At 65.9% G+C, this 13,300-nt stretch carries 10 protein-coding genes; 2 read left to right on the forward strand and 8 right to left on the reverse strand.

All coding sequences use genetic code 11. From position 1 onward, the window contains the following. Positions 1 to 4 precede the first annotated feature (4 nt). Together G6R19_RS11785 and G6R19_RS11790 are read right to left on the reverse strand one after the other, a co-directional pair. The gene (locus tag G6R19_RS11785; protein WP_163165095.1) at positions 5 to 1,699 is read right to left on the reverse strand and encodes an alpha-amylase family protein; all 1,695 of its coding nucleotides are present in this window, start codon (positions 1,697 to 1,699) and stop codon (positions 5 to 7) included. Beyond that, positions 1,696 to 2,736, reverse strand: coding sequence for a TIGR03885 family FMN-dependent LLM class oxidoreductase (locus G6R19_RS11790; RefSeq protein WP_163165097.1), 1,041 nt, complete (start codon positions 2,734 to 2,736; stop codon positions 1,696 to 1,698). The genes G6R19_RS11785 and G6R19_RS11790 overlap by 4 nt, the downstream gene beginning before the upstream one ends. Positions 2,737 to 2,908: 172 nt before the next feature. On the opposite strand from G6R19_RS11790, the gene G6R19_RS11795 reads away from it, so the two are divergent. Next, entirely contained in the window at positions 2,909 to 3,832 is a 924-nt protein-coding gene (locus tag G6R19_RS11795) for an AEC family transporter (RefSeq protein WP_163165099.1), read from the forward strand. Positions 3,833 to 3,897: 65 nt separating this feature from the next. Beyond that, entirely contained in the window at positions 3,898 to 4,974 is a 1,077-nt protein-coding gene (locus G6R19_RS11800) for an ATP-dependent DNA ligase (protein WP_163165101.1), read from the forward strand. A gap of 5 nt (positions 4,975 to 4,979) precedes the next feature. On the opposite strand, the gene G6R19_RS11805 is transcribed toward G6R19_RS11800, so the two are convergent. The 6 genes from G6R19_RS11805 to G6R19_RS11830 all read right to left on the reverse strand — a co-directional run bounded on the left by G6R19_RS11805 (position 4,980) and on the right by G6R19_RS11830 (position 13,122). Then, a complete protein-coding gene (locus tag G6R19_RS11805; RefSeq protein WP_240341847.1) occupies positions 4,980 to 6,590 on the reverse strand; it encodes an ABC transporter ATP-binding protein in 1,611 nt (536 codons plus the stop codon). A gap of 5 nt (positions 6,591 to 6,595) precedes the next feature. Continuing rightward, positions 6,596 to 7,426: an ABC transporter permease gene (locus tag G6R19_RS11810; RefSeq protein WP_163165106.1), complete on the reverse strand. Its 831-nt coding sequence runs from the start codon at positions 7,424 to 7,426 to the stop codon at positions 6,596 to 6,598. Further along, positions 7,419 to 8,360, reverse strand: coding sequence for an ABC transporter permease (locus G6R19_RS11815; RefSeq protein ID WP_163165108.1), 942 nt, complete (start codon positions 8,358 to 8,360; stop codon positions 7,419 to 7,421). Before G6R19_RS11815 ends, G6R19_RS11810 begins: the two co-directional genes overlap by 8 nt. 22 nt (positions 8,361 to 8,382) lie before the next feature. Beyond that, a complete protein-coding gene (locus tag G6R19_RS11820; protein WP_163165109.1) occupies positions 8,383 to 9,939 on the reverse strand; it encodes an ABC transporter substrate-binding protein in 1,557 nt (518 codons plus the stop codon). Between the two features lie 209 nt (positions 9,940 to 10,148). Next, on the reverse strand, positions 10,149 to 10,949 hold the full coding sequence (locus G6R19_RS11825) for a hypothetical protein (RefSeq protein WP_163165111.1): 801 nt from the start codon (positions 10,947 to 10,949) through the stop codon (positions 10,149 to 10,151). An 853-nt stretch (positions 10,950 to 11,802) separates the two neighbouring features. Beyond that, positions 11,803 to 13,122, reverse strand: a complete 1,320-nt coding sequence (locus G6R19_RS11830) for an MFS transporter (RefSeq protein ID WP_163165113.1) — start codon at positions 13,120 to 13,122, stop codon at positions 11,803 to 11,805. Positions 13,123 to 13,300: the final 178 nt, after the last annotated feature.

The raw sequence follows: 13,300 nt of genomic DNA on the forward strand, positions 1-13,300 counted from the left end.
GCACTCAAGGTGCCAGCCGGTCCCCTTTTCCGTGCACCCGGAACCACCGGTAACCGTAACGTCCCAGCCCAACGGTGAAGCCGCCGTCGGGCTCCAAAGCCGCATTGTCGCCGTCGAACAGGTCCAGCAGGATCGCGTCCTTGAACGTTTGCCGTGGCCCGTCCTCCGCGCCAACCTTCCCGGCGACCTTCACCGGCTCCTCGCCGAGGTTGTGCAGGAGGACCAGGGTGCCGCCGTCCGAGCTGCACGTGTGCGCGAAGACCGCCGGCTCCGGCTGGTCGATGATGCCGAACTTGCCCCACCCCAGCTCCGGGGATTCCCGGTAGCGCCCGATCAGGGTCGCCATGAAGTTGAACAGCGAGTTGGGGTCGCGTTTGGCGGCCGCGGCATTGATATTGTCCGGGCCGTACTCACCGCGGACCAGCGGTACTACGAGGTCCGCTGCCTTCGCGCTGGAAAATCCCCCATTCTTCGCGTCGCTCCACTGCATGGGGGTGCGCACCGCGGCGCGGCTTTTTTGCCGGAGGTCCTCGCCCATGCCGATTTCCTCGCCGTAGAACAGCACCGGTGTGCCGGGGAGGGAGAACATCAGCGAGTAGACCAACCGGAGGCGTTCCGGATCACCGCCCAGCATCGGGGGAAGCCGGCGGCGCAGGCCCCGCCCGTAGATCTGCATGTTCTTCTCCGGCCCGAAGGCGGCAAAAACCTCACCGCGCTCACCGTCGCTGAGCTTGTCCAGGGTGAGCTCGTCGTGGTTGCGCACGAACATGGCCCACTGGTTGTCGGGATGGAGCGCCGGACGGCTCTTGAGCGTCTCCGCCAGTGGCCGTGCATCCTGCCGGGCCAGGGACAGGTAGAGGTGCTGCATGGTCATAAAGTCGAACTGCATGTTCAGTTCGTTGCCGTCCGGGCCGCCGAAGTACTCCAGCTGTTCCTTGTATGGCAGGTTCACCTCGCCCAACAGCACCGCGCTGCCGTTCCGGCGGCTGACGAAGCTCCGTAACGCCGTAAGGTAGCCGTGCGGATCGAGGTTGGCGGCCTCGTCCTTGGGCTGGCCGCGGGTTTCCAGGAAGAAGGGCACCGCGTCCAGGCGGAAACCGTCCAGCCCGAGTTCCAGCCACAGGCCCATCGCCTTGGCGATTTCATTCCGCACCCCGGGGTTGGTGACATTCAGGTCCGGCTGGTGCTTGGCGAACATATGCAGGTACCACTCCCCGGTGGCGTCATCCTGGGTCCACAGCGAGGTTTCCTCGCCGGGAAACACCACCTCCGAGGACGTGTCCGGGGGAGTGTCGCTCCGCCACACGTAGAAGTCCCGGTACGGGTTGTCCGTGGATTTCCGGGCCTCAACGAACCACGGGTGCTGGTCCGAGGTGTGGTTGACCACGAAGTCCGCAATGACCCGCATGCCGCGGTCCTTGGCCGCCCGGATGAACTCCACCAGGTCACCCATCGTGCCCAGCCGGGGGTCCACGGTGAAGAAGTCCGTCACGTCGTAGCCGTCGTCCCGGTCCGGCGAGGGGTAGAACGGCATGAGCCAAATGCAGGTCACGCCCAGCGCGGCCAGGTAGTCCACGCGCTGGGTGAGGCCGGCGAAGTCGCCCGTTCCGTCGCCGTCGTCGTCAAAGAACGTCTCAACGTCCAGGCAATAGATGACGGCGTTTTTCCACCAGAGGTCCGAGGTTTCGGCGATCCTCATGCCGGGGCGCCCGACGCCGGTTCGGCAGCGGAGGTGACAAGCTGCGGCTCAGCGGGGGGACCGGCCGTGGTGCTGCCGGGAGTGCGCAGCTGCGGGAGGACCTCCGCGGCGAACGCGTCGATGAAGGGACCCTGCTCCTGCCCCACGTAGTGCAGGTAGAGCTCGTCGAAGCCCAGGTCCGCGTACCCGGCGAGCCAGTCCACGTGCTGTTCCAGGCTGGCTGAAATGTTGACTGTAGTGCGAACCTGGTCCTCTGTCACGTGTTCGCCCACGAGGTCGAAGTGTCCGGCCGTGGGGAGGTCCCAGGGGATGGGCGGACCGTAGGTGTTGGTCCGCCACTGGTCGAGGGCAACGGCAACTGCTTCGTCCTCGTTTCCGGCCCAGGACAAATGGACCTGCAGGGCAGCCTTGCCCCGCCCGCCGTTGTCCCGGTACGCAGCCAGCATCTCCCTCAGCTTGCCCGGCGGCTGGTTCACGGTGACCAGGCCATCCGCCCAGGAGGCCGCCCGGCGCGCGGTGTCCACGCTCACCGCGGGAGCAATGAGCGGCGGTGGACTGTCCGGAACGTCCCAGATCCGCGCCTGCTCCACGGTGACCAGGCCACGGTGGCTGACCTCCTCGCCGCGGTGCAGCCGCCGGATCACCTCAACGCATTCCTCCAGCCGGCGCTGGCGGATGTCCTTGGCCGGCCACCCGTCGCCCGTAATGTGCTCGTTCATGTTCTCGCCGCTGCCCGGAGCGAACCAGAAGCGGTCCGGGAACATGCTGGCAAGGGTGGCCGAAGCGTGCGCGATGATGGCGGGGTGGTACCGCTGGCCCGGCGCCGTCACCACGCCAAATCGGAGATTGGTGGTTGCCAGCGCGGCACCCAGCCAGGACCAGGCGAACCCGGAATGGCCCTGGCGTGCGGACCACGGCTCAATGTGGTCCGAGCACATCGCCGCGTCGAAGCCGGCGCGTTCCGCGTGCTGGACGTCCTTGAGCAGCTGGCCGGGACTGATCTGTTCGTGGGAGGCGTGAAAGCCGACAGTAACCATCGTTAACCTCTACCGTCCGGCGTGGTGCCGTGTCGAGGTTTTTCTGGCCTGCGTCGCCGGGCCGGTCTTGGCATGCCGGCAGCAAGCCACTTGTCAGATAAGTTTGTAACTTGTAGTACTGCGCTTCCCGGAACTCCTGCGCAGGCGGCGGAACTGGAAGGAAGTACCACTCGTGGGCGGTGTGCTGATCGGGCTGGCGGTGATCGGCGTCGTGATTGCAGTGGGGTACATCGCGGCACGGTGCGGGCTGGGCGGGGAGCCAACGGTTTCCGCGCTGACCCGTACAGCCTTTTTCATTACCAACCCCGTCCTGCTGTTCACGGTGGTCCTGGAATCGGATCTCTCCGTGGTCTTTTCCGCGTATGTTCCGCTGGCGCTTATGACCGCGGTTGCCACAGCCCTGTTGTATGTACTGGCCAGCCGGCTGTGGTTCCGGCGGCCCCTCGCTGAGACCACGATCGGTGCGATGGCCAGTTCGTACGTCAACGCCAACAACATCGGCATTCCCATCACGCTGTACGCCCTGGGTGATGCAACCCCCGTGGCCCCTGTCCTGCTGGTCCAGCTGCTTCTGTTCGCCCCGCTGGTCCTTACCGTGCTGGATCTCTCCGAGGCCGGCCGGTTTTCGCCCCGCCTGCTGCTTACGCAGCCGTTCCGGAACCCCATGATCATCGCCTCCCTCCTGGGCGTGGTGCTGGCCGCGTTCAACGTGGAACTTCCTGATCCGGTGATGGCGCCGCTGACACTCCTGGGCGGCGCGGCGGTTCCGGTGGTGCTGCTGGCCTTCGGCATGTCGCTGCACGGTGCACGGATGCTGCAAAGCGGCGGGCACACGGCGGAAATCCTTACTGCCACGGCGCTGAAGTCCGCGGTGATGCCGGCCCTGGCGTTCGTCGTCGGACGCTTCCTGTTCAACCTGGACCAGCACATGCTCCTGGGCGTGGTGCTGATGGCGGCGCTTCCCTCGGCGCAGAACGTGTTCCTGTTTGCCGGCAAATACGGGCGCGGAGTGGCGGTGGCACGCGAAACGATTCTCCTCTCGACGGCGGCAGCGGCCCCGGCGCTGATCCTGATCGTCTGGTTGCTGGCCGGGTAAGCCCGGACTTCCCCGTGGGGCGTGTGGGGTTCCGCGAGCGGCTGCCTCCGGGCAAGAATGGGCACATGGAACTTCCCGTGATGCCGCCCGTCCCGCCCATGCTCGCCAAGGCCGTCAGCGGCATCCCGGAAGGTGACCTCAGCTATGAGCCAAAGTGGGACGGCTTCCGGTCCATCATCTTCCGCGACGGCGACGACCTGGAGATCGGCAGCCGCAACGAAAAGCCGATGACCCGCTACTTCCCGGAGCTCGTGGCGGCGCTGAAGGAAAACCTGCCGCCGCGCTGTGTGATTGACGGGGAAATTATCCTGGTGGGCGCCTCGGGGGACCGGCTGGATTTCGATGCCCTGCAGCAGCGCATCCATCCCGCCGCGAGCCGGGTTAAGCTGCTCGCTGCCCAGACACCTGCCTCGTTTGTGGCGTTCGACCTGCTGGCCCTGGGCGACGACGACTATACGGACCGGCCCTTCACTGAGCGGCGGGCGGCGCTGGAGAAGGCCCTCGCTGCGACCCAAGCCCCCGTCCACCTCACAGCCGCCACCACGGACAAGGACACGGCCGAACAGTGGTTCCGGCAGTTCGAGGGGGCCGGTTTGGACGGCATTGTGGCCAAGCCGCTGGAGGGCCGGTACCAGCCGGACAAGCGGGTGATGTTCAAGACCAAGCACGAGCGCACCGCCGACTGCGTGGTGGCAGGCTACCGGCTGCACAAGAGCGGACCTGACGCCATCGGCTCGCTGCTGCTCGGTTTGTACAAGGACGACGGCGGCCTGGCCAGCGTCGGGGTAATCGGCGCCTTCCCCATGAAGCGCCGGCAGGAGCTGTACGAACAGCTTCAGCCGCTGGTCACCGACTTTGAGGGCCATCCGTGGGCCTGGGGCAAGCAGGAGGAAGGGGAGAGGACCCCGCGCAACGCCGAAGGCAGCCGCTGGAGCGCCGGCAAGGACCTCTCCTTCGTGCCGCTGCGCCCGGAACTGGTGGTGGAGGTCCGGTACGACCACATGGAGGGCGACCGGTTCCGCCACACGGCGCAGTTCAACCGCTGGCGGCCGGACCGGGACCCGGAGTCATGCACCTACGCGCAGCTTGAGGAACCCGTCAACTTCGATCTGGCATCGGTGCTGGAGACCGGCCGCCCCTAACGCGACTACGGCTTCGCCACGTCCAGTACGCTCCACAAGCCGTCCGCGCGGCACGGAATCGAGGCCTCAACCAGCGCCTGGCTGTGCGGGTGCCGCGGTGCCGCGAAGAAGTCCTTGGTTTCCGCCACCTCCACGGCGCGCCCCTCCAGCAGGACCGCAACGCGGTCGCACATGTAGCGGACCACATCCATGTCGTGCGAAATGACGATGAGTGACAGGTTGCGTTCGCGCTGCAGGCGCAGCAGCAGGTTCAGGATGGTGCGCTGGGTGAGGGCATCCAGCGCCGAGGTGGCTTCGTCGCAGATCAGGACCTGGGGTTCCAGCAGCAGGGCCCGCGCGATCGTGGCGCGCTGGAGCTGGCCGCCTGAGCACTGGCCCGGCCGCTTGTCCAGCAAGGCCGCATCCAGCTCCACCTCGGCCATCACCGCCGCAATCCGCTCGTCACGCTGTTCGGGTGAAAGATCAAGGCGTGGGCGCAGCGGCGCTTGGAGGCTGGTGCGCAGTGTCATCCGCGGGTCAAAAGCGCTATGGGGTTCCTGGAATACGAGCTGCACGGCGGTGGCCTCACGCGGTCCCGCAGCGTCCAGCTGCCGGGAGATTGTGCCCGTGCTCGCCGCTTCCAGCCCCACGATGGCCTTGGCCAGGGTGCTCTTGCCGGACCCCGACTGGCCCAATACACCCAGGATCTCCCCGCGCTTAAGGGTCAGTGAAACGTCCTGCAGCGCGGCGTGGCCCAGCTTCCGCCGTGATCCGAAATGCTTGCCAACGCCGTCCAGCACCAGGATGTCGCGCTCCCGGGAAGGCGGACGACGGCGGGACTCCGGCGCCAGGCGCGCCGCCGCCAGCAGCTCGCGGGTGTAGTCGGTCTTGGGCCGGGTGAGCAGCTCACCAACGGGACCCGCCTCCACAATGCTGCCCGAGTTCATCACAAGCACCCGGTCTGCGAACGCGGCAACGGACGCGATGTTGTGGGTGATGTAGAGAATGCCCAGGCCTCGTTCCCGGCGCTCCCTGTCCAGCAGCTGCAGGATCTGGCGCTCCAGCACCTTGTCCAGCGCCGACGTCGGCTCGTCCGCCAGCAGCATCCCGGGCTGCCCGGCCAGGGCCAGGGCCGTCATGGCCCGCTGTGCCATGCCGCCGGAGAGCTGGTGCGGATAGGCCCGGATCCCCTTCCCTGGATCCGCGAAGCCCACCTCCTCGAGCAGCTCCAGCGCCTTGCTGCGCGCCTTCGAGCCACGCAGGCCGGCATGCAGGCGCAGCGGTTCCTTGAGGTGCTGCTCAATGGTCCGGTTCGGGTTGAACATCCGCTTGGGCTGCTGGAACAGCATCCCCAGCCGTCCGCCGCGCATTGAGTTGAGCTGGTGCTCGGAGGCGCGGGTCAGGTCCAGGTCCCCAAGCCGGACGGAACCACTGCTGATGGCCAGTCCGGGCGGCAGCAGCTGCAGGCAGGACATCGCCGTCAGCGTCTTGCCGGAGCCGGAACTGCCCACCAGGGCCACAAACTGACCGGGCTCCACGGACAGGGAGACATTGGAAAGCAGGGGCTTGCCGGAAGTCCCGGCGTCGGGGGTCCTGTGGCTCACCTGCAGGCCGTCCAGAACCAGGTGTGTGTTCACGGGGCTCATTTTTCCGCCATCTGCGGCATGAGCAGCGGCGCCGCGGCCATGTGGGCTGCCCGCTGGCCGATCAGGGTCACGCAGAGGGCAACCGTGAAAATGACCAGGCCCGGGGCGAGGATCCCCAGCGGAGCGCGGTCCGCGAACGGTTGGGCCGCCGCCAGCATGGAGCCCCAGTCCGACTGCGGCGGCTGGACGCCCAGGCCCAGGTAGGAGAGGGCGCCCACGCTGATGAGCAGGTGCCCGAACCGCAGCGTCGCCTGGCCCAGGATCGGGGCGGCGAGGTGCGGCAGGACGTGCCGGAAAATAATGAACGACGGCGTGCAGCCCACCACGCGGGCAGCGTCCACGAAGCCCCGGGCCGAGACGTCGTAGGCCAGTGTGCGGGCGAGCCGCGCGAAGGGCGTCCACCCGGTGACCACGAGCGCGAGCAGCAGCGGCCCGAAGCCCGTGCCCAGCGCCGCCACAATGAACAGCGCCACCACCATCTCGGGCAATGCAAGCAGGACATCGTTGGTGCGGGTCAGGAATTCATCCACCCATCCCCGCCGGCGCGCGCTTAGGATGCCGATGCCCACGCCCAGAAGGCAGGTCAGCAGCGTGGCCAGCGCGGCCACGGACATGGAGAACCTGCCCCCTTCGAGGATCCGGCTCAGGGTGTCCCGCCCGAGGTTGTCCGTTCCCAGCCAATGCCCCGCTGAAGCTGGAGCCAGGCGTTCGGCAAGGTTCTGCTCCGCCGGCGGGTAGGGCGAGATCCACGGGGAGAGCAGGACCGCCAGCACAATCAGGGCAAGTACTGTCGCGGCCAGCGTGGTGACGTTGAACCATTTACGCAAGGGAGGCTCCCACCGTGCGGCTGAGGAAGCGGTGCACAAAGTCCGCCAGCGTGGTTACGCCGACGGCGAGGGCCACCACTACCACCACACCGCCCTGGGCAAGCGGGATGTCGCTGTTGACGACGGCGTCGAAGAGCAGCCGGCCCATGCCGGGCACGGCGAAAATGACCTCCACAATGACCGACCCGCCCAGCAGGCCGGCGAACCATACGGCGAACAGGGTGGAGAGCGGCACCAGCCCGTTCGGCACCACGTGGCGGAGTACCGCCTGGCCCTGGCTTAGGCCCCTGGCGCGGGCGGCGGGCACGTGCTCGGCGGCCGCCGCATCGATGATGCCGGCCCGTACCGCTGAGGTAAAGAAGCTGATGGGACGCAGGGCCAGTGTCAGCGCGGGCAGCACGGCGGACGAGAGGTCGTTCCATCCAGCAGTGGGCAGGACGGACAGTTTCAGGGCGAAGACCAGCACCAGCACGGGGGCAACCCAGTATTCCGGCATGGCAATAAGCGCCTGGGTGACGGCGGTGATGGCCTTGTCCGCGGTGCTTCCGGGCCGGAGTCCGGCAATGATCCCGAGGGGGAGCGATATGGCTGCGGCCAGGACCAGCGCCATGGTGACCAGGCTGAGCGTGACCGAGAGGGCCGGGAGCACCTGCTCCGCCACCGGCGTGCGGCTGACAAAGGACAGTCCCATGTCACCGCTGAAGAAGTCGCCGAGCCAACGGAAGTACTGGACCGCCAGGGGATCGTTCAGGCCAAGGCTCTCGCTGAGGCCCTGCACCGCGGACTCGTCGACGGCGTCACCCGCCACCCGCGACCGGATGATCTTCCGCACCGGATCACCCGGTGTGAAGTACGGGATGAGGAACACCGCAAAAGAGGACACCACAACGGCGGCCACCAGGGTGGCCGTCCGTTTCGTAATGAACTGCAGCATGTGCGGCGGGTTTCGGGTTGGCTTAGGACGCGGCCTTGCCCGTCTTGGCCGTCAGGACGTAGCGGGACAGCGGGTCCTGGACGTAAGACAGGACGTTGGTGCGGATCGCGTCGGTGGCCTGTTCATTCACGAGCCACGCGTTGACCGCCTTGTCCTGGAGGATCTGCCCGGCCTTGGCGTACAGCTTGTAGCGCTCGTTCGTGTCAACTGTTGTGGCGGCTTCGGCGATGATCCGGTCGTACTCGGGGTCACAGAAGTGGCTCAGGTTGTAGGTGCCCTTGCAGGTGTAGTCGGCGGTGAGGAACCCGATCGGGTCGGCGATGTCGATCAGCCGGTTCCGCTGGCTCAGCAGCATGTCGTAGTTGCCGGCCAGGACGTCAGGCTCGGCGGACGCGTATTCCTTGGACTGGATGGAGACGGGGATGCCGATGTTCTTCAGGTTTTCCTGGACGACGGCGGCAACGTCGGCGAATTCGGCCCGCTCCACGATGGCGATGATTTCCAGGGGGCGGTCGGCGCTGTAGCCGGCACTGGCAAGCAGCTTCCGGGCTTCCTCAAGGTTCTGCTGCTGCTTGTCCTGCTTTTCGCCTGCCCAGGGCTCGGAGGGAGCGAAAGGCCCGGTGGCAGGGAGGGCGGCACCTTCGTAGACGCTGGCAGCGAGGGCGTCGAGGTCGAGGGCCTCCCGGACCGCCTTGCGGACGTCGACGTTGTCCAGCGGTGCGCGGCCGTTGTTCATGTACAGCGTGGCAGTGCGGGGGGAATCGGCACCTAGCACGGAGACGCCGTCGTCCGCCTTCAGCGCCGCGAGGCTCGCGACGGGGATGGAGAGCGAGATGTCAGCTTCGCCGGTCTGCACCTGAGCGGCGCGGGTGGCGCCGTTGGTGATGAAGCGGATCTCGGCGCCCGCGAGCTGCACGTCGCCGCCCCAGTAGTTTTCGTTGCGGTCCAGGGTGAGGGACTGCTTTGCCTTCTCAGAGACGGGAGTGAAGGGACCGGTGCAGTGGCCGAACGGGTCCAGGCCCTCGGCCTTGTAGGCGGCGGGTGCCAGGATTCCGGTGTTGACGCTCGCCAGCCGGTACGGCACCAGCGGGTTCTCGGCGGGCGTGCTGACCCTGACGGTCTGGGCGTCCACCGCGGTGACGCTGCTGATCATGGTGCGGTTGAAGGCGCGGGCCGGGACCTTTGCATCCAGGACGTGGTTGAGCGCTGACACCACGGACTCGGCGGTGAGATCGGTGCCGTCCTGGAACTTGACGCCCTGGCGGATGCTGAAGTCCCAGTCCAAAGGTGAGGTTTGCTTCCACTCGGTGGCCAGCGAAGGCAGCACCTTGCCTTCGGCCTGGTTGTAGGTGGTCAGGGTTTCCAGGCAGCCGGACAGTGACAGGATGTAGGCGGCGTCGGACTCGACGGCCCAGTTGGCTACCGGTGCCCGGAAGTTGTCCACAACAATCCGCTGGCTGGTATCAGCCGCAGCGCTCGGCTGGGTGGACTGGGTCTGGGTGCCGCTGAAGCCGCAGCCGGTCAGGGTGAGGGCAGCGGCCGCGGCCAAAAGGACGCGGGGCCGGAGGAACGTACGCACAGGAAACCGCCTTGCAGGGCTGCCTCGGGAAAGGGCAGAAATAAAAAAGGGGACGACTTAGGGTAGCCTTCCCTTCCGCAAATGCGTGAATTGATGACTTTGCTGCTCAGCGCCGGGGAGACAAGCTGCGGGCCTCCGCCGGGTACCCGCCGTCGTGATTTCCTGCCCGCGTGCTGTCCAGTTTTGTCAGCGCACGGGAACAACACCTGTTACGCCGGCGCGTAACCTCCTCCAACGCCGATACCGCGGCCCCAGGTCAGCTGGCCTCCCTGAAAGTACTGGACGCACCCGGTGCCGTCGAGACTGCAATACTCAGGGCTTGTGGGATATCCCAGCGAACCATTTTCTGCTCCGGCCGACCTCCACCTGGTTTCCATGCCTCCGCGGATGGGCCAGGCGCCGACTCCCGGAGCCCAGTACATCTTGCCGTAGGTGAACTGCTGCAGGCAGCCACCGGATCGCAGCCCACACATCTCGCGTGATGTGGTGGGCCCGCCCAGGTAGGTGGAATAGCGTTCGAATTTTGCCCCGATTGCGCCAGCTGTGAGGTGGGTGCCTGCACCAGGACTCCACACCAGGTAGGCGCCGCTGTGGAACCGCTGATAGCAGGTGCCTGCGTAGCAGATCTCTTTGAAGAGCGGGTATCCAAGGGCGCCGCTTTCCGCCCCTGATGAGGACCAGGCACTGAGTATGCCACCGCTGATCATCGAGGGGCCCACCACAGGGGCCCAGTATGCCCGGCCCGCTTCAAGCTGCTGCCGGCAACCGCCGCCGGCCAGGCCGCATTGTTCCTCAGACGTGGGCCACCCAAGTTCGGGCCCCGGATAGGTAAGGTAGAAATCTTTTATCGCCCCCGTCATGGTGAACGTCCCGAGCCGGGGAGACGAGAACACTCTGCCGCGGTCGAAGGCCTGGGTGCATCCGCGGTCGGAACATTCGGGGACGCCGAACGGTCCGCCCAGCGCTGAGGCTTTGTCTTTGTAGTAGGTATAAATATCGCCATATGTCACGGCACGATGTTCATTTCCGCGCGTGTAGGACAATCCGCGCTCGAACGTCTGGCTGCAGATGGAAGCTGAGGAGCACGTGGGGTCCGCCAACGGCCAGCCAAGCTCGTTCGCGTGGGAGTAGATCGAATCCTTCCCGGGGACCACGATCGCAGGGCCCGTGCTCTGGGCGTAAATGGTTCCATTGTGAAACCGCTGCTGGCAGTTCAGGGCAGCATCACAATCCATTCCCGCAACAGGCGACCCGACGGTGTCCCTGAAAAGTCCGCCGAGAGTATTCCACTTCAGGTAAATGGCCCCGGAAACAATAATCGGCTGCCGGGCGGCGCCAAGAACATAGATTCCGCCAGTAGTAAACGTTCGCCAGCAGGGATAACTGTCCGTGCGGCATTCGGTGATCCCGGCGGGTTCACCGAGGACAGCGCTATTCTCCTTGTAAGCCTGTTCAATGGCTGTTGTTGAGTACTGAAGCGGCGTTGTAGTTGGAGGTGCAGAGGCGGCCACAGCGCTGCGGGCGCTTGGCATGACGACAAATAACGCGCATGCGAATGCAGCCAGAAGGCTCCGAAGCCAGACCCGATAGGACGCCTTGTGCGCAGGTCGAAATGACAAGTTTTTATTGTGCTTCACAAAGCCCCCAATTAGGGGGACTCCCCCCAGCGTCTACAGAACGCTAAATAGTCTCATGAGAACAAAGGGGCCGTCCACGCATATTCATCCGAACGTTATACGCAGAGCAAAAAACTGCTCCCCGGTTCGGAACTCAATATCGGAGTCCGAGTGCCGGGGAGCAGTTTAGGAGGGATATTTGGCTTTCACCGTGCACCCGGCGAGGAGCCAACGGCGCTCCCGGGAATTACTTCAGGCCGAGCTGCTTGGTGGGAACCTTGAACGTTTCCTTGGCGGTCAGCGCGGAGATGGCTGCCACTGTGCAGATGACGGCGGTGAAGATGCTGATCTGTACCCAGCCGCCGGCCTTGATGCCGCCCATCGCTGCAACGATCGCGGGTGCGAAACCTGCCATCAGGAAGCCCAGCTGCGTGCCGATGGCCAGGCCCGAGAAACGGACCTTGGTGCTGAACATCTCGGCGTAGAAGGACGGCCAGACGGCGTTGGAGGCTGCGTAGCCGCAGGAGAAGAAGCCGATGGCGGCCAGGAACATCAGCGGCACGCTGCCTGATTCCAGGCTGAGCAGGAAGACGGGCGTCAGGGCGGCGCTGGCAACGGCGCCGTAGATGAAGACTGGCTTGCGGCCGATCTTGTCCGCCAGCATGCCGAACAGCGGCTGGGTGCCCAGTGCCACAAGGTTTGCGCCCACCACGAGCCACAGGGTGGTGGTGCCGTCCACGCCTGCCACGGTTTTGGCGTAGCTGATGGCGAGGGTGCCGAAGACGGTGGAGACGGCGGCGATGAAGGCGCAGCAGATGACCCGGAGGACGTCGCGCCAGTGGCCCTTGAGCAGGTCGGCGACGGGGAGTTTGGAGATCTGTGCGGTCTTCTGGGCTTCCTCGAAGGCCGGCGGCTCGTGCAGTGTGCGGCGGATAAAGAACGCCACCACAACCACCACGGCGCTCAGCCAGAAGGGGATCCGCCAGCCGATGCCGTACTTGATCTCGTCCGGAAGTGCGAGCACCGGAATAAAGACGAGGGCGGCGAGGATCTGGCCGCCCTGGGTGCCGGTGAGGGTCCAGGAGGTGAAGAAGGAGCGGCGGTTGTCCGGGGCGTGTTCAAGCGTCATTGAGGATGCGCCGGCCTGCTCGCCCGCGGCCGAAAGGCCCTGGCAGAGCCGGGCCAGCACCAGCAGGGCTGGCGCCCACCAGCCAACGGTGTTGAAGTCCGGGAGGCAGCCGATCAGGAAGGTGGAGGCACCCATCAGGAGGAGGGTGAACATCAGGACCTTCCGGCGGCCAACCCGGTCGCCGAAGTGGCCCAGGATAACGGCGCCCACGGGGCGGGCCACGTAGGCGAAGCCGAAGGTGGCGAAGGACATGATGGCCGCGTTGGCGTCAGCATCCGGGAAGAAGACCGTGGGGAAGATCAGGGCGGCGGCGGAACCGAAGATGAAGAAGTCGTAGTATTCGACGGCGCTGCCCAGGAAGCTGGCGAGGGCTGCCTTCTTCGGCGTCCCGGCCTGGGCAGCGATGCCTGGCTCGGCGGACGGAAGTATCTGGCTCATGGAGTTCCTTTGATGTGACGACTTTGTCGCGGATGGATCAGGGGCTCGCAGCCGGCGCTGCCGGGGGTGGTGGCCTGGCGCGGCACGGCTGGAGGTGCGGGAAAACCCGGACAGTAGCCACATTGTGGGAGCTACTTGTGCGATACAGCAATAGTGGCTGTGAGGGCAGTCACTTGTC

Origin of the sequence: Arthrobacter sp. Alg241-R88, from assembly GCF_900537115.1 — a bacterium.
GTDB lineage: Bacteria > Actinomycetota > Actinomycetes > Actinomycetales > Micrococcaceae > Arthrobacter.

Coding starts and splice junctions, on each gene's coding strand:
- G6R19_RS11785 (WP_163165095.1), bottom strand. CDS start 1,699: ATGAGGATCGCCGAAACCTCGGACCTCTGGTGGAAAAACGCCGTCATC.
- G6R19_RS11790 (WP_163165097.1), bottom strand. CDS start 2,736: ATGGTTACTGTCGGCTTTCACGCCTCCCACGAACAGATCAGTCCCGGC.
- G6R19_RS11800 (WP_163165101.1), top strand. CDS start 3,898: ATGGAACTTCCCGTGATGCCGCCCGTCCCGCCCATGCTCGCCAAGGCC.
- G6R19_RS11815 (WP_163165108.1), bottom strand. CDS start 8,360: ATGCTGCAGTTCATTACGAAACGGACGGCCACCCTGGTGGCCGCCGTT.
- G6R19_RS11830 (WP_163165113.1), bottom strand. CDS start 13,122: ATGAGCCAGATACTTCCGTCCGCCGAGCCAGGCATCGCTGCCCAGGCC.